The sequence below is a fragment of the Mycolicibacterium sp. MU0053 genome (genome assembly GCF_963378095.1).
In the GTDB taxonomy this organism is placed as follows: Bacteria; Actinomycetota; Actinomycetes; order Mycobacteriales; family Mycobacteriaceae; genus Mycobacterium; species Mycobacterium burgundiense.
This window is the reverse complement of record NZ_OY726397.1, coordinates 4,710,608-4,726,795: the sequence shown is the minus strand read 5'-3', so window position 1 is coordinate 4,726,795 and position 16,188 is coordinate 4,710,608. Positions and strand designations below refer to the sequence as shown.

The following is a 16,188-nucleotide window of genomic DNA, read 5'->3' as shown; positions in this document are numbered from 1 at the left end:
TGCCGTTAGGATTCCGCAATGCCGATCGTGAGCAAGACCGTTGAAGTGGCCGCCGACGAGGCCGTGATCCTGGCGATCGTCGCCGACTTCGAGGCCTATCCGCAGTGGAACGAAGAGGTCAAGGGCTGCTGGGTGCTGCATCGCTACGACGACGGCCGACCCAGCCAGATCCGGCTCGACACCCTGGTGCAGGGCAACGAGGGCACCTATATCCAGGCGGTGTACTACCCGGCGCCGAACCAGATCCAGACCGTGATGCAGCAGGGCGAGCACTTCGCCAAGCAGGAGCAGCTGTTCTCGGTGGTCGGCATGGGCCCGACCGCGCTGCTGACGGTGGACATGGATGTCGAAACGACGTTCCCGGTGCCGGCGGTCATGGTCAAGAAGGTCGTCAACGAGGCCCTCGAGCACCTGGCGAACAACCTGAAGACCCGCGCCGAGGCGCTGGCCGGATAGCGTCCCGGCGCCCGGGCCCGAACTTCATTAGGGTCGTAGGTATGCCGAACTCAGATCCGCTCCCGCAGGCGGACCCCGCCGACGTGGCTGCGCAGGCCGCTGCCGTGGAGGACCCCGCCCACGACGACGAGCCGGTCACCGAGGTGCCGCTGGAAACCGACCCCGTCGACTACAGCGAGCAGCGCGAGGTGGTCGACCTGTCCGACGACGGCTACCCCGACGGGGACAGCGACCGCTGAGCGGTCCGCTCAGTCCCACATCCCGCTGTTCTTGAGCATGTCGGTGAGGCGGCGCGCGCCGTCGGTGAACTGCCATTCCGCCAGCTCGACCACGGCGTCCACAGCACGTTCGCGCAGCGCCTCGATGAGCTTGGTGTGGTGCGCGACCGCCTCGGCGCCCCACACCGGATCGGCGGCGTACACCAGTGACGGCGTATAGCGCGTGGCGTGCAGCAGGAACCATGCCAGCTTGATCCGCTCGGCGCTGCGGTTGAATGCGCGGTGAAAGGCGAACTCGGCGTTGAGCACCGCGTCCACATCGGCGGCGTCGACGGCGCGGGCCAGGTCGTCGTTGAGCGCGACCAGAGCCTCGATCTGCTCATCGGTGATGTGTTCGACCGCCGAGGCGGCCAGTTCCTTGGCGATGGTGGCCTGCAACCAGAAGATGTCCTCGATGTCGCCCTGGCTCAGCGGCAACACCACGTGACCGCGGTGCGGCTCGAGTTGCACCATGCCCTCGCCGCGCAGCGTCAACAACGCCTCCCGGACCGGGGTGATGCTCACCCCCAGGCTGGCGGCGGTCTCGTCGAGTCGGATGAAGGTCCCGGGGCGCAACTGACCGGAGGTGATGGCGGTGCGCAGATGGGCCGCGACCTCCTCGGACAGCTGCTCGCGGCGCAACGCGCGCCGCGCCGGGGGTTGCGCATGAGCCGGTGCGTTCACGGTGACCTTTCGCGCGCAGATGGGCTTGTCTGATACCCGTCGAACTCCTAGTGTGACCAGAGCAACTCAATGTTTGATCAAATGTAAGATTCACGCAAGTCCGAGCAAAAGGGGAGCGACCGTTGACCGCGCAGTTGGCCGAAGGTGCTACCAATCAGACGCCCGCCGAGCAGCCCTACCTCGCGCGTCGGCAGAACTGGGTGACCCAGTTGGCCAGGCACGCCCAGATGCAACCCGGCGCCCCCGCCCTGCGGCATGCGGGCCGGACCATCACCTGGGCCGATCTCGACAGCCGGGTCACCGCTCTCGGCGACGCGCTGCGCCGCCACGGCGTCGGCTACGGCGACCGGGTGATGATTCTGATGCTCAACCGCACCGAGTTCGTCGAGGCCATGCTGGCCGCCAACCGGATCGGGGCGATCGCGGTGCCGGTGAACTTCCGGCTCACCCCACCCGAACTGGGCTTCCTGGTGGAGGACTGCGAGGCCCGCGTGATGGTCACCGAACCGGTGCTGGCCGGCGTCGCGACCGCGGTGCGCGACCTGGCTCCGGTGCTGGAGTCGGTGATCGTGGCGGACGCGCCCACCGAGGACGGCGTGCTCGGTTACGAGGACCTGGTCGCCGAAGAGGGTGAATCGCAGCCGCCCGCCGACGTCCCCAACGACAGCCCGGCGCTGATCATGTACACCTCGGGCACCACGGGCCGCCCCAAGGGCGCGGTGCTCACGCATACCAACCTGACCGGTCAGACCATGACCATGCTGTTCACCAGCGGCGCGGACCTCAACAACGACGTCGGCTTCATCGGCGTCCCGCTGTTCCACATCGCCGGCATCGGCAACCTGCTCACCGGCTTGACTCTCGGGCGTCCGATCGTGATCCACCCGCTGGGTGCGTTCGATCCCGGCCAGTTGCTCGACGTCCTGGAGGCCGAAAGCGTCACCTCGATATTCCTGGTACCCGCCCAGTGGCAGGCCGTGTGCGCCGTGCAGCGCGCCGCGCCGCGCAACCTCAAGCTGCGGATCATCTCCTGGGGCGCCGCCCCGGCGTCGGACACGCTGCTGCGCGAGATGGCCGACGTGTTCCCGAATGCCGGGATCCTGGCGGCCTTCGGCCAGACCGAGATGTCCCCGGTGACGTGCATGCTGCTCGGCGAGGACGCGCTGCGGAAGCTGGGCTCGGTGGGCAAGGTCATTCCCACCGTGGCCGCGCGCGTGGTCGACGAGAACATGAACGACGTCCCGGTGGGAGAGGTCGGTGAAATCGTCTACCGCGCACCGACTTTGATGGCGGGCTACTGGAACAATCCGCAGGCCACCGCAGAAGCGTTCGCGGGCGGCTGGTTCCACTCCGGTGACCTGGTGCGGATGGACGACGAGGGTTATGTCTGGGTTGTCGATCGCAAGAAGGACATGATCATCTCCGGCGGCGAGAACATCTACTGTGCCGAGGTGGAGAACGTCCTCGCCGCGCACCCGGCGATCGTCGAGGTGGCGGTGATCGGCCGCAAGGACGAGAAGTGGGGCGAGGTGCCGATCGCGGTGGCCGCCGTTTCCGAGGAGCAGATCAACCTCGAGGGACTCGGCGAGTTCCTCAACGAGCGGCTGGCCCGCTACAAGCATCCCAAGGGCCTGGAGATCGTCGAGGCTCTGCCGCGCAACCCCGCCGGCAAAGTTTTGAAAACCGAACTGCGGGAGCGGTTTAGCGGCGAGAAATAACCGGCCGCACGCCCCTGACCGCCTCGGCAGCGCCTATTTCGGGCCGCCGGCGCAGCGATTGACGCCCGGGAAAATTGGCGTCGGTCTCAATTGAGAGTTAATCGTGCCGATGGAGTGCCGGGGACAAGCGGTATCGGGTACATTCCTGTGGGCTGGCTTACTACTGAGGAGTAGGGAGGCAGCGGTCACACCAGAGCGATCGGGCCGAGGAGGGGGCGTGCAGAACCGCCAGCTGCTGGGCATGAGTGCTCGAGGCGTGCCACGCGGTGTCCAGCCGAAGGCGGCCGGGTGACTGCATCGACGAACTTGACCGGTTATGTGCGCGACCAACTGCGCACGCCCCTGGAACTGGTCGGCGGGTTCTTTCGGATGTCTGTGCTCACCGGCAAGTCGGTGCTGCGCCCGTTCGAGTGGCGGGAGTTCATCGAGCAGAGCTGGTTCCTCATGCGGGTGGCCTTTCTGCCCACCGTCGCGGTGTCGATCCCGCTGACGGTGCTGATCATCTTCACGCTCAACATCCTGCTCGCCGAGTTCGGTGCGGCCGACGTCTCCGGCGCCGGGGCGGCGCTGGGTGCGGTCACCCAGTTGGGTCCGCTGGTGACGGTCTTGGTGGTCGCCGGCGCAGGTTCGACGGCGATCTGCGCGGACCTGGGCGCCCGCACCATCCGCGAGGAGATCGACGCCCTCGAGGTGCTGGGCATCGACCCGATCCACCGCTTGGTGCTGCCGCGGGTGGTCGCCTCCACGTTCGTGGCCTTCCTGCTCAACGGTGCGGTGATCACCATCGGCCTGGTCGGCGGCTACATCTTCGGCGTCTACATCCAAAACGTCTCGGCCGGTGCGTATCTCGCCACGCTGACGCTGATCACCGGCCTACCCGAGGTCATCATCTCGGTGATCAAGGCGCTGACCTTCGGCCTGATCGCCGGGCTGGTCGGCTGCTACCGCGGCCTCACGGTCTCCGGCGGCGCCAAGGGCGTGGGGACCGCGGTCAACGAGACGCTGGTGCTGTGCGTGGTCGCGCTGTTCGCCGTGAACGTCGTGCTGACCACCATCGGCGTGCGGTTCGGAACCGGGAGCTGAGGGCTAAGCCATGTCGACCACTCAAGTCCTGCGCAGCCGCTTCCCCCGGGCCTACGGCGAGTTCACCGACTTCGTCAGCTGGCCGGCGCGCGCGCTGGACACCCTCGGTCACGTTGCCTGGTTCTGCCTGCAGGCCATCGGATCGGTGGTGCACGCGCTGCGGTTCTACCGCCGTGAGGTGCTGCGCCTGATCGCCGAGATCGGGATGGGCACCGGCGCCATGGCCGTCATCGGCGGCACCGTGGCCATCATCGGCTTCGTCACGCTGTCCGCCGGGTCGCTGATCGCCATCCAGGGCTTCGCCTCGCTGGGCAACATCGGGGTGGAGGCGTTCACCGGCTTCTTCGCGGCCCTGGCCAACGTCCGTGTCGTCGCGCCCATCGTCACCGGGCAGGCGCTGGCGGCCACGGTCGGTGCCGGCGCCACGGCCGAATTGGGCGCCATGCGGATCAGCGAGGAGATCGACGCGCTGGAAGTGATGGGCATCAAGTCCGTCTCGTATCTGGTGTCGACCCGCATCCTGGCGGGCACCGTGGTGATCATCCCGCTCTACGCGATGGCCATCCTGCTGTCGTTCTTCTCCGCCCAGGTGGTGACCACCGTCTTCTACGCGCAGTCGGTCGGCACCTACTCGCACTACTTCAACACGTTCCTGCGCGTCGACGACGTGTTCTGGTCCTTCCTGCAGGTGATCATCATGTCGGTGATCGTGATGCTCAACCATTGCTACTTCGGCTACTTCGCCAGCGGCGGCGCCGTGGGTGTCGGTGAGGCCGTGGGCAAGTCGATGCGCACCTCGCTGGTGGCCATCGTCGTGGTCGTCCTGTTCGCATCGTTGGCGCTGTACGGCACCGACCCGAACTTCAACCTCACGGTGTGACGCCATGACGACACGGATGGATCAGGTTCGCGCTGGCGAGAACAAACCGCGCACCCCGCCGTACAAGTTGGCGGGGCTGGTCTTCGCGTTGGTCACCGCGCTGGTGGCCACGGTGCTCTACATCCAGTTCCGCGGCGGCTTCGACGACAAGACCGAGCTGACGCTGGTCGCCGAGCGCGCGGGTCTGGTGATGGACCCCGGTTCGAAGGTGACGTTCAACGGCGTCCAGATCGGCCGGGTGGCCGCGGTGAATCCGCTGGAGCAGGACGGCACCACCAAGGCGCAGTTGACGTTGGACGTCGACCCCCGCTACATCGATCTGATCCCGGCCAACGTGCAGGCCAACATCCAGGCCACCACGGTGTTCGGCAACAAGTACGTGTCATTCACCTCGCCGAAGGACCCGGTGGCCCAACGGATCAGCTCCGACGACGTCATCGACGTCTCGGGGGTGACCACGGAGTTCAACACGCTGTTCGAGACCATCACCTCGATCTCCGAGCAGATCGACCCGATCAAGCTTAACCTGACGCTGAGCGCGGCGGCCGAATCGCTGACCGGCCTGGGTGACAAGTTCGGCGAGTCGCTGGTCAACGGCAACGCGATCCTCGACGAGGTCAACCCGCGGATGCCCCAACTGCGTTACGACATCCAGCAATTGGCGAAGCTCACCGAGGTCTACACCGATGCCTCACCGGATCTGTGGAACGCCCTGGACGGGGCCGTGACCACCTCGCGCACCTTCAACGAGCGTCGCGGCGACCTGGACTCGGCGCTGCTGGCGGCCGCCGGGTTCGGCAACACCGGCGCCGACGTGTTCGAGCGCGGCGGGCCGTATCTGGTCCGGGGCGCCGAGGACCTGGTGCCCACGGCCCAGACACTGAACACCTACAGCCCGTCGCTGTTCTGCACCGTGCGCAACTTCGCCGGGGTGGCGCCCAAGGTGGCGGCATCCCTTGGCGGCAACGGGTATTCGCTGAACACCAACACCACATTCCTCGGCGCGGAGAACCCGTACGTCTATCCGGACAACCTGCCCCGCATCAACGCCCGCGGCGGCCCCGGTGGCGCGCCGGGCTGCTGGCAGAGCATCGACCGCGACCTGTGGCCCGCACCGTATCTGGTGATGGACACCGGCGCCTCGATCGCGCCGTACAACCACCTGGAACTCGGCCAACCGATCCTCACCGAATACGTCTGGGGCCGGCAAGGCGGGGAGAACACGATCAACCCATGAAAATCACCGGAACCGCAATCAAGCTCGGCGCCTTCTCGGCGGTGCTGCTGCTCTTCACGGGAATCATCATCGTGGTGTTCGGCCAGATCCGCTTCGACCGAACCAGCAGTTACACAGCGGAATTCGACAGCGCCAGCGGACTGCGCGCCGGTCAGTTCGTCCGGGCCTCGGGCGTGGAGGTCGGCAAGGTCGACAAGGTCCAACTCGTCGACGGCGGGCAGAAGGTGCGGGTCATCTTCAATGTGGACCGCACGCTGCCGCTGTACCAGTCGACCACCGCACAGATCCGCTACCAGGACCTGATCGGCAACCGGTACATGGACCTGCAGCGCGGCCAGGGCGAGGGTTCGGACCGGATCCTCGAGCCCGGCGGGTTGATCCCCACCTCGCGCACCACCCCGGCGCTGGACCTCGACGCGCTGATCGGCGGGTTCAAGCCGCTGTTCCGCGCGCTGGACCCGGACAAGGTCAACAACATCGCGCAGTCCATCATCACGGTGTTTCAGGGCCAGGGGGGCACCATCAGCGACATCCTGGACCAGACCGCCCAGCTGACGTCGGCGCTGGCCGACCGCGACCAGGCCATCGGCGAGGTGATCAGCAACCTGAACACGGTGCTGGACACCACCGTCAAGCACCAGAAGGAGTTCGACGAGACGGTCAACAACTTCGAAGTGCTCATCACCGGGCTGAAGAACCGCGCGGATCCGATTGCCGACTCGACGGCCAACATCAGCAGCGCCGCGGGCACGTTGGGCGATCTGCTGGCCGACAACCGGCCGGTGCTCAAGGACACCATCGCCCACCTCGAGAACGTCGCGCAGCCGTTGGTGGACAAGCAGGCCGAGGTCGACGACGTGCTGACCAAGCTGCCGCAGGCGCTGAAGATCATCGGCCGCGCCGGCGGTGTCTACGGCGACTTCTTCAACTACTACCTGTGCGACCTGACGCTCAAGCTCAACGGCGCGCAGCCGGGTGGGCCGGTGCGCACGGTGAAGGTGTTCACCCAGCCGACGGGTAGGTGCACACCACAATGAGGACTCTCGAAGGCGACAACCGGATCCGCAACGGCCTGGTCGGCATCATGATCACCATCCTGGTGATCGGTGTGGGCCAGAGCTTCTCCAGCGTCCCGATGCTGTTCGCGCAGCCCAACTATTACGGGCAGTTCAGTGACTCGGGCGGCATCCTCGTCGGCGACAAGGTGCGCATCGCGGGCATGGACGTCGGCACGGTGAACTCGCTGAAGATCGACGGTGATCACGTGGTGATGGGTTTCTCGTTGGGCCCCAACCAGATCGGCACCGACAGCCGGATCGCCATCCGCACCGACACCATCCTGGGCAAGAAGGTCCTCGAGGTCGAGCCGCGCGGCAGCGAGATCCTGCGCGCCAACGGCGAGCTGCCGCTGGGCCAGAGCACCACGCCGTACCAGATCTACGACGCGTTCTTCGACGTCACCAAGGCCGCCGCGGGCTGGGACATCCAGACCGTCAAGCAGTCGCTGAACGTGTTGTCCGAGACCGTAGATCAGACCTATCCGCACCTGAGCGCCGCGCTGGACGGGGTGGCCCGGTTCTCCGACACCATCGGCAAGCGCGACGAGCAGTTCACCAAGCTGCTGGCCAACGCCAACAAGGTGGCCAAGGTGCTCGGGGACCGCAGCGGTCAGGTCAACGACCTGCTGGTCAACAGCAAGACGCTGTTGGCCGCGGTCAACCAGCGCGGCCAGGCCATCGACAACCTGCTGGCCAACGTGCAGTTGGTCTCCGCGCAGTTCCAGGGCCTGATCAACGACAACCCGAACCTCAACCACCTGCTCGAGCAACTGCGCATCGTCACCGACCTGCTGGTCAAGCACAAGTTCGACCTACAGGACGTGCTGATCACGCTGAGCAAGTTCACCGCCTCGCTGGCCGAGGCGCTGGGTTCGGGCCCGTACTTCAAGGTGATGGTCGTCAATCTGCTCACCGGTCAGGTGCTGCAACCGTTCATCGACGCGGCATTCAAGAATCGCGGTATCGACCCCGAGAAGTTCTGGCGCGACGCGGGTCTGCCGGCCTTCCAGTTCCCGGACCCCAACGGCGAGCGGCACGCCAACGGTGCCCCGCCGGCCGCGCCGCGCGTCCTCGAGGGCACCCCGGATCATCCCGGCCCGGCCGTGCCGCCCGGTTCGCCGTGCTCCTACACCCCGCCCGCCGACGGCATCCCGTCGCCCGGCAACCCGCTGCCGTGCGCCGACCTGACGGTGGGCCCGTTCGGCGACAACCCGTACGGCCCGAACTATCCGGGACCGACCGGAGTGCTCAGCTCGCCCCCCAATCCGAACGCGCCGCCGCCGGCGCCGGGGCTGCCGGGCTCGGGGATTCCCGGTCAGCCCGCGCCGACGCTGCCGGGCGCTCCGGTGCCGCTGCCCGACGCTCCGATCAACTCGCGGACCACGCCGTTGGGTCCGGCGCCGGGCCCCGGTCCCGCGCCGGTGGCGGTGCCGCCGGTGCCGCGCGAGCAGGGCACCCCGCCGCCGGGTCCCGAGCAGCAACTGTCGCCGAACACCGTAGCGCCGCTGCCGGGCAACCCGCCGTTCCTCGTCCCCGACACAGGAGGTACCTGAGGCGGTGTCGACGATCTATGACTTCCGAAAGATCAAGCTGCCGAACGTCTCCCGGACGGCGGTGGTGATCGGCGCGCTGCTGATCGTGCTCGGCCTCGTTGGTGGGCTGGTCGGCTGGCAGCTGTACAAACGGTTGACCACCAACACCGTGGTGGCCTACTTCCCGCAGGCGCTGGCGCTGTACCCCGGCGACAAGGTACAGATCATGGGTGTGCGGGTCGGGGCGATCGACAAGATCGAACCCGAGGGCGACACCATGCGGGTCACCATGCACTACCAGAACAAGTACAAGGTGCCCGAGGACGCGACGGCCTCGATCCTGAATCCCAGCCTGGTGGCCTCCCGCACCATCCAGCTCTCGCCGGCCTACACCGGCGGCCCGGTGATGAAGAACAACGCCGTCATCCCGATCGAGCGCACCCAGGTGCCCGTCGAATGGGACGACCTACGCAACCAGATCACCGACATCGTCAGCCAATTGGGGCCCACCCCCGAGCAGCCCAAGGGCCCGTTCGGTGACGTGCTGGAGTCCTTCGCCGACGGCTTCGCCGGCAAGGGGGAGCAGCTCAACACCACCCTGACGTCGCTGTCGGAGGCCATCACCGCGCTCAACGACGGCCGCGGCGACTTCTTCGCCGTCGCCAAGAGTCTGGCGCTGTTCGTCAACGCGCTGCACCAGAGCGATCAGCAGTTCGTCGCGCTGAACTCGAACCTCGCCGAGTTCACCGGCAGCTTCAACCAGACCGACACCGAGCTGTCCGAGACGTTGCAGCAGGTCGATCAGTTGCTGGTCACCGCAAGGGATTTCGTCGACGAGAACGGCGAGGTGCTGGCGCACGACATCAACAACCTGAGCGAGGCCACCACCGCGCTGCTGCAGCCCGAGCCCCGCGATGGTCTGGAGACCGCGCTGCACGTGTTCCCGAACTTGGCCGCCAACCTGGTGAGCATCTACGAACCCACCAGCGGTTCGCTCACCGCCATCCCGGTGGTCGCGAGCTTCGCCAACCCCATGCAGTTCATCTGCAGCTCGATTCAGGCCGGTAGCCGGCTGGGTTATCAGGAGTCCGCGGAGTTGTGCGCGCAGTACCTGGCACCGGTGATGGATGCGATCAAGTTCAACTATCCGCCGTTCGGCATCAACCAGATTTCCACGGCGGCAACCCAACCCAAGACCGTCGCCTATTCCGAGGAGCGGCTGCGGCCGCCGCCGGGGTACAAGGACACCACCGTGCCGGGCATCTTCGCCCGCGACACGTTGTTCTCGCACGGCAACCACGAGCCGGGGTGGGTGGTGGCGCCGGGCATGCAGGGCGTGCAGGTCCAGCAGTTCACCAAGAACATGCTGACGCCGGATTCCTTGGCCGCGTTGATGGGTGGTCCCGATCCGGTGCTGTCGCCGGGTGGCCCGCGTGGCGGCGCCCCGCCGAACGCCTACGACCAGAACAATCCGCTGCCGCCGCCGTGGTACCCGCAGCCCGGCCCACCGCCGGGACCGGATCCCGGGGTGGTCCCCGGCCCGTTGCCGGTGTCGCAGCAGTTGCCGGGCACCAACCCGGCCCAGCAGGGTCCGGCGCCGGCAGCGCCGCCGGCATCGGCCGGTCCGCCGCTGCCGGCTGAGGTGGGTGGTCGATGATGCAGGCACTGCGGTTGACTCGTCGCGTCGCCTGGCGCGGGCTGGTGTTGCTGGCCGCGACGTTGATGCTGGCCTCGTGCGGGTGGCGCGGCATTGCCAACGTCCCGCTGCCCGGCGGCCCGGGCACCGGAGCGGACAACATGCGGATCTACGTCCAGATGCCGGATACGTTGGCGCTCAACGTCAACAGCAAGGTCCGGGTGGCCGACGTGAACGTCGGTTCGGTGCGCGCGATCGAGCTGAAGAACTGGGTCGCCACGCTGACCCTGGACATGGAACCGGGCATCGCGCTGCCCGCGAACGCGACGGCGCGGATCGGTCAGACCAGCTTGTTGGGCAGCCAGCACATCGAGTTGGCCCCGCCGGCGGATCCGTCGCCCGAACAACTGCGCACCGGCGACACCATCGAGCTGAAGAATTCGACGGCCTACCCCACCACCGAGCGCACGCTGGCCAGCATCGCCACGGTGCTCAACGGCGGCGGCATCCCGAATCTCGAGGTGATCCAGACCGAGGTCAGCAACATCCTCGACGGCAACGCCGGCGAAATCCGGGCGTTCCTGGGCAAGCTGGACACCTTCACCCGGGAGCTCAACGAGCAGCGGGAGGACCTGACCCGCGCCATCGATTCGACCAACGAGTTGCTGACCATCGTCGCCGAGCGCAACGACACCCTGGATCGGGTGCTCACCGAAATCCCGCCGCTGATCGAGTATTTCGCAAACCAGCGCGACGTATTCGCCGACGCGGTGACCTCGCTGGGCCGGTTCTCCGCGATCACCGACGAGACCCTGTCGGCGGCGCGGGCGAACTTGGAGACCAACCTGCAGCTGCTGCAGCGTCCGCTGAAGCAGCTGGCGAAGGCCTCGCCGTACCTGGTGGACTCGCTCAGGCTGCTGCTGACCGCGCCGTTCAACATCGACAACGTGCCGAAGGTGGTGCGCGGTGACTACATCAACACCTCCGCGACGTTCGACCTGACGCTGAGCACGTTGGACAACGCGTTCCTCACCGGGACCGGGGTCTCCGGCATGCTGCGGGCCCTCGAGCAGTCGTGGGGCCGCGACCCCGCGACGATGATCCCCGATGTCCGGTTCACGCCCAACCCCAACTCGGTTGCCGGCGGCCCGCTGGTCGAGAGGGGGGAGTAGGTCATGCTGACCCGTTTCATCCGGATCCAGCTGGTGCTGTTCACGGTGCTCACGTTGGTCGCGCTCGTCACCTTGGGGTGGTACTACCTGCGGCTGCCGAGCATGGCCGGCATCGGCCAGTATCAGCTGAAGGCGGACCTGCCGGCCTCCGGCGGCCTGTACCGCACGGCCAACGTCACCTACCGCGGCATCACGATCGGCAAGGTCACCTCGGTCGAGCCCACCGAACGCGGCGCCCTGGCGACGATGAGCATCGCGGACAACTACAGGATCCCGGTGAACGCCACGGCCAATGTGCACTCGGTGTCCGCGATCGGTGAGCAGTATCTGGATCTGGTGTCCGAGGGCGGCGGCGACCAGTACTTCGCGCCGGGGCAGACCATCACCGACGGTACGGTGCCCCAGGAGATCGGCCCGGCCCTGGACGCCGCGAACCGGGGTCTGGCGGTGCTACCCAAGGAGAAGATCTCGGCGCTGCTGGACGAGACGGCGATCGCGGTCGGGGGACTCGGCCCGGCGCTGCAGCGGCTCGTCGACGGCACCCAGGCGGTGGTCGGTGATTTCCGGACCCACATCAACGACATCAACGACATCGTCGACAACTCGGCGCCGATCATCGACAGCCAGGTCAACTCCGGTGACGAGATCGCAAGGTGGGCACGCAATCTGAACAGCATCACCACCCAGACCGCGGCTCAGGACCAGGTGCTGCGCAACACGTTGACCAACGCCGCGCCCACCGCGGACGCCGTCGCGGCGGTGTTCAGCGACGTGCGGGAGGCGCTGCCGCAGACGCTGGCCAACCTCGCGATCGTGCTCGACATGCTCAAGCGCTACAACAAGGGCCTCGAGCAGACGCTGGTGGTCTTGCCGCAGGGTGCCTCGGTGGCCCAGGCCGTTGCGGCGCCGTTCGAAAATGCCGCGGCGCTGAACTTCAGCCTGACCATCAACCAGCCGCCGCCGTGCCTGACCGGGTTCCTGCCGGCCAGCGAGTGGCGGGCGCCGGCGGACACCACCACGGCGCCGCTGCCCAGCGGCACCTACTGCAAGATCCCGAAGGATGCGCCGAATGTGGTGCGCGGTGCCCGCAACTATCCGTGCGCCGATGTGCCGGGCAAGCGCGCCGCGACGCCGCGGGAATGCCGGTCCGAGGAACCGTACGTGCCGATGGGGACCAACCCCTGGTACGGCGATCCGAATCAGATGCTGAACTGCCCCGCGCCCGGCGCGCGCTGCGATCAGCCGGTGGACCCGGGCCGGGTGATTCCGGCGCCGTCGATCAACACCGGCCTCAACCCGCTGCCCGCGGACAAGTTGCCGCCGCCGGCGCCGATCGTCAGCGATCCGCTGTCCCCGCCGGGCAGCGGCACGGTGCAGTGCAGTGGCCAGCAACCCAACCCGTGTATCTACACTCCGACATCAAGCACCGCCGCGGTGTACAACCCGCAACGTGGTGAAGTCGTCGGGCCCGACGGCGTGAAGTACACCGTCGACAGTTCGACCAACACAGGAGACGACGGATGGAAGGAGATGCTGGCTCCGGCCGGCTGACCCCACCCGAGGACGAGGGCGGCGAGCTCGCGGTCGAAGATGCCGATGCGGTTTGCCCACCTCACAGCGACAACGAGCGGCAGGGCGACGAGGGCGCCGAGATCGTCGCTGACAGTCGCTCGGAGGTGGGCAAACCGCAGCAGCGTTCCCGGCTGTACAGCCGGGGCTGGGTGGTCGGCGTATGCGCGACCCTGCTGCTGCTGGCGCTGCTGATCACCGGGGCCGGCGTACTCGCCAAGTCCGCTGACGAGGACATGGGGGACCGCAACGCGGCCGAGGCGGCGGCGGTGCAGGCGGCCAAGGATTGCGTGATCGCCACCCAGGCCCCGGACCTGGCGGCCATGGAGGCCAGCCAGCGCAAGATCATCGAATGCGGCACAGGCGATTTCGGCGCTCAGGCGGTGCTCTACAGCAGCATCCTGGTCGACGCCTACCAGGCCGCCAACGCCCAGGTCCGGGTGACCAATATTCGCGCGGCCGCCGAACGCCACCACGACGACGGCTCGGTGGACGTGCTGGTGGCGCTGCGCGTCAAGGTCAGCAACAGCACGGTCCAGGATCAGGAGACCGGCTATCGGCTGCGGGTCCAGATGGCTCCCACCGACGGCACCTACAAGATCGCCAAGCTCGACCAGGTGACCCGGTGACGGAATTGCCGACCCGCGATGACCTCGATACCCCCACGGCCGCAGCCGATCCCGCCGAGGTGACGCTGGCGTCCTGGCCGGCCCGCGCGGGGGCCTTCGGGCTGGACGTGCTGGCCGGACTCGGCGTGCTCACCGCCCTGGGGTTGGTCGCGTGGTCGACCCCGGGGGGCGGATGGCTGTGGTGGGTGACGGTGATCGCCGCGGCCGTGGTGCTGCTGGCGGTGACGGCCAATCGCCTGCTGCTCCCGGCACTGACCGGATGGAGCATGGGCCGGGCGCTGTTCGGGATCGCGGTGGTGGGCCGCGACGGCACCGCCACGACCGAGTTGGGGCCGTGGCGCCTGCTGGCCCGCGACGCCGCGCACCTGGTCGACACCGCGGCCCTGCTGCTGGGCTGGTTGTGGCCGCTGTGGGACAGCCGCAACCGGACGGTCGCCGACATCCTGGCGCGCACCGAGGTCAGGGTGCGCACCCCCAAACCGCGGCGGGCCAAAGCCACCGTGGTGAAGGCGGTTTCGGCCGGTGCCATCATCGCGGTCGCCGCCGCGGCGTTGGGATACAGCACGGTGTACCTACCCGATCAGCGGTTGGCCCAGACCCGTGAGCAGTTGGCGGTGCAGGGCCCGAAGTTGGTGACCGACATGCTCAGCTATCAGGCCGCCTCGCTGCAGGAGGACTTCGAGCGGGCCGCCGCGGTGGTGACCGATTCCTACCGCCCGCAACTGGAGGAACAGCAGAACACCATCCGGCGGGCCGCGGGCGACAACTCCGTCGTCGACAACGACTACTGGTCGCCCAACGCCGCCGTGCTGACCGCGACCGCCGATCGCGGCACGATGTTGGTGCTGCTGCAGGGCCAGCGTGGAGTGCCGCCGGACTTCCGGACCATCTCCGCCACGGTGCAGGTCGACTTCGCGCGCAGCGACGGCCAGTGGAAGGTGGACAACCTGACGGTGCTGGCCAAACCCGACCCGGCCGGGGGTGGCGGATGAGTCCGCGTCGAAATCTCTCGGCCGCAACAAGTTTCACCGAGCTGCCGGCGCCACCGCCCCGGACTCGCGGGCTGACCGCGGTGTTGGCCGCGGCGCTCGTGTTGATCGTCGCCGCGGTGGCCGTCAGCGCCGTGGTGCTGTTCACGCACCAGAAGCAACACCGGGAGGCGATGCGCACGGTGGCGACCCTCGGCTTCGTGCGGTCGTTCATGACCGAGTTCACCTCGCCGGACCCGTTCAACGCCAACGCCTACGCCGACGGCGTGCTGGCCCAGGCCACGGGCAAATTCGCCGAGAACTTTCAATCCCGCATCAACGAGGTGGCGGTCACCGTGGCACGGTCGGAGCCGACCACCGGTGAGGTGGTCGAGGCCGGCGTGCAACGGTTCAACGACGACGACAGCGCCACGGTGGTGGTGGTGACCAAGACCGTCACCGTCATGCCGGACGGCAACCGGGTGGAGAATGGCAACCGTTGGGTGGTCACCGCGATCGAGGAGGGGGGCCAATGGAAGATCAGCGAACTGGTTCCGGTGATCTGAGCGACGCCGCCGAAGGATCGCCGGTCGAGGAGTCCGAGGCGACCCAGCGCCGCCCGCGGGTGCCGCAGGGCAAGCGGCGACGGGCCGCCGCGACGGCGCCGCCCGGCGAGGATGCACCCGGCCCGGGGGCCGCCGCCGACCCCGACGCCGAACCCGACGAACCGGCGGCACCGGAGGCTCCCGAGCAGTCCCCGGCCGAGGCGGTCGTGCTCGTCGAGCGCACCCCGCCGGGCCGGCGTGCCCCCATCGTGATCGGGATCGCGGCCGCGCTGTTCATCGGGGCCGGCGCCTTCGCCGGGGCCATGGCGCAGCCCTACATCGCCGAGCGTGCCGCAGTGCAGACCAAGGTCGAGATTGCCCGCACCGCAGCCGATGCGATCACCACGCTGTGGACCTACACCCCGGAGAACATGGATCAGCTGGCCAACCGGTCGGCGCGCTTCCTGGCCGGCGACTTTCAGGCCGAGTACCGCAAGTACATCGACGCGATCGTGCCGACCAACCGGCAGGCGCAGGTCAGCAACTCCACCGAGGTCGTCGGCGCCGCGGTGGAGAGCCTCGACGGTCCGGACGCCACCGCGATCGTCTACACCAACTCCACCTCGACGAGCCCGTTGACCAAGGACATCCCGTCGCTGAAGTACATCTCCTACCGGCTGACGCTGCACCAGGACTCGGGCGACTGGCTGGTGACCGGGATGAGCGCGATCACCAACCTGGACCTCACTCCGCAGATCTGAGGG

At 67.8% G+C, this 16,188-nt stretch carries 16 protein-coding genes; 15 read left to right on the top strand and 1 reads right to left on the bottom strand.

Going from position 1 to position 16,188, the window contains the following annotated elements:
* Nucleotides 1-18 precede the first annotated feature (18 nt).
* Nucleotides 19-456, top strand: a complete 438-nt coding sequence (locus RCP80_RS22430) for an SRPBCC family protein (RefSeq protein WP_308479774.1) — start codon at nt 19-21, stop codon at nt 454-456.
* A gap of 41 nt (nt 457-497) precedes the next feature.
* Nucleotides 498-695: a hypothetical protein gene (locus RCP80_RS22425; protein ID WP_308479773.1), complete on the top strand. Its 198-nt coding sequence runs from the start codon at nt 498-500 to the stop codon at nt 693-695.
* 9 nt (nt 696-704) lie between these two features.
* Here RCP80_RS22425 and RCP80_RS22420 read toward each other — a convergent pair whose 3' ends face one another.
* A complete protein-coding gene (locus tag RCP80_RS22420) occupies nt 705-1,397 on the bottom strand; it encodes a GntR family transcriptional regulator (RefSeq protein ID WP_308479772.1) in 693 nt (230 codons plus the stop codon).
* Between the two features lie 122 nt (nt 1,398-1,519).
* On the opposite strand from RCP80_RS22420, the gene fadD5 reads away from it, so the two are divergent.
* The 13 genes from fadD5 (at nt 1,520) to RCP80_RS22355 (ending at nt 16,185) form a co-directional block, all read left to right on the top strand.
* Nucleotides 1,520-3,115: a fatty-acid--CoA ligase FadD5 gene (fadD5, locus tag RCP80_RS22415; protein ID WP_308479771.1), complete on the top strand. Its 1,596-nt coding sequence runs from the start codon at nt 1,520-1,522 to the stop codon at nt 3,113-3,115.
* Between the two features lie 288 nt (nt 3,116-3,403).
* Complete coding sequence (locus RCP80_RS22410; protein WP_308479770.1) at nt 3,404-4,198, top strand: MlaE family ABC transporter permease; 795 nt, start codon at nt 3,404-3,406, stop codon at nt 4,196-4,198.
* A 10-nt stretch (nt 4,199-4,208) separates the two neighbouring features.
* Entirely contained in the window at nt 4,209-5,078 is an 870-nt protein-coding gene (locus RCP80_RS22405; protein ID WP_308479769.1) for an MlaE family ABC transporter permease, read from the top strand.
* A gap of 4 nt (nt 5,079-5,082) precedes the next feature.
* Nucleotides 5,083-6,315, top strand: coding sequence for an MCE family protein (locus tag RCP80_RS22400; protein ID WP_308479768.1), 1,233 nt, complete (start codon nt 5,083-5,085; stop codon nt 6,313-6,315).
* Nucleotides 6,312-7,352 carry a virulence factor Mce family protein gene (locus RCP80_RS22395; protein ID WP_308479767.1) on the top strand — a complete coding sequence of 347 codons (1,041 nt, stop codon included), beginning with the start codon at nt 6,312-6,314 and terminating at the stop codon, nt 7,350-7,352. Before RCP80_RS22400 ends, RCP80_RS22395 begins: the two co-directional genes overlap by 4 nt.
* Nucleotides 7,349-8,926: an MCE family protein gene (locus RCP80_RS22390; RefSeq protein WP_308479766.1), complete on the top strand. Its 1,578-nt coding sequence runs from the start codon at nt 7,349-7,351 to the stop codon at nt 8,924-8,926. Before RCP80_RS22395 ends, RCP80_RS22390 begins: the two co-directional genes overlap by 4 nt.
* Nucleotides 8,927-8,930: 4 nt before the next feature.
* Complete coding sequence (locus RCP80_RS22385) at nt 8,931-10,562, top strand: virulence factor Mce family protein (protein ID WP_308479765.1); 1,632 nt, start codon at nt 8,931-8,933, stop codon at nt 10,560-10,562.
* Entirely contained in the window at nt 10,562-11,713 is a 1,152-nt protein-coding gene (locus tag RCP80_RS22380) for a virulence factor Mce family protein (RefSeq protein WP_308482982.1), read from the top strand. The genes RCP80_RS22385 and RCP80_RS22380 overlap by 1 nt, the downstream gene beginning before the upstream one ends.
* A 3-nt stretch (nt 11,714-11,716) precedes the next feature.
* A complete protein-coding gene (locus tag RCP80_RS22375) occupies nt 11,717-13,264 on the top strand; it encodes an MCE family protein (RefSeq protein ID WP_308479764.1) in 1,548 nt (515 codons plus the stop codon).
* A complete protein-coding gene (locus RCP80_RS22370) occupies nt 13,234-13,911 on the top strand; it encodes an Rv1363c family protein (protein ID WP_308479763.1) in 678 nt (225 codons plus the stop codon). Before RCP80_RS22375 ends, RCP80_RS22370 begins: the two co-directional genes overlap by 31 nt.
* On the top strand, nt 13,908-14,903 hold the full coding sequence (locus RCP80_RS22365) for an RDD family protein (RefSeq protein WP_308479762.1): 996 nt from the start codon (nt 13,908-13,910) through the stop codon (nt 14,901-14,903). Before RCP80_RS22370 ends, RCP80_RS22365 begins: the two co-directional genes overlap by 4 nt.
* Nucleotides 14,900-15,445, top strand: a complete 546-nt coding sequence (locus tag RCP80_RS22360) for an Rv1363c family protein (RefSeq protein ID WP_308479761.1) — start codon at nt 14,900-14,902, stop codon at nt 15,443-15,445. The genes RCP80_RS22365 and RCP80_RS22360 overlap by 4 nt, the downstream gene beginning before the upstream one ends.
* Entirely contained in the window at nt 15,412-16,185 is a 774-nt protein-coding gene (locus RCP80_RS22355) for a mammalian cell entry protein (protein ID WP_308479760.1), read from the top strand. Before RCP80_RS22360 ends, RCP80_RS22355 begins: the two co-directional genes overlap by 34 nt.
* The last annotated feature ends 3 nt before the right edge of the window (nt 16,186-16,188 follow it).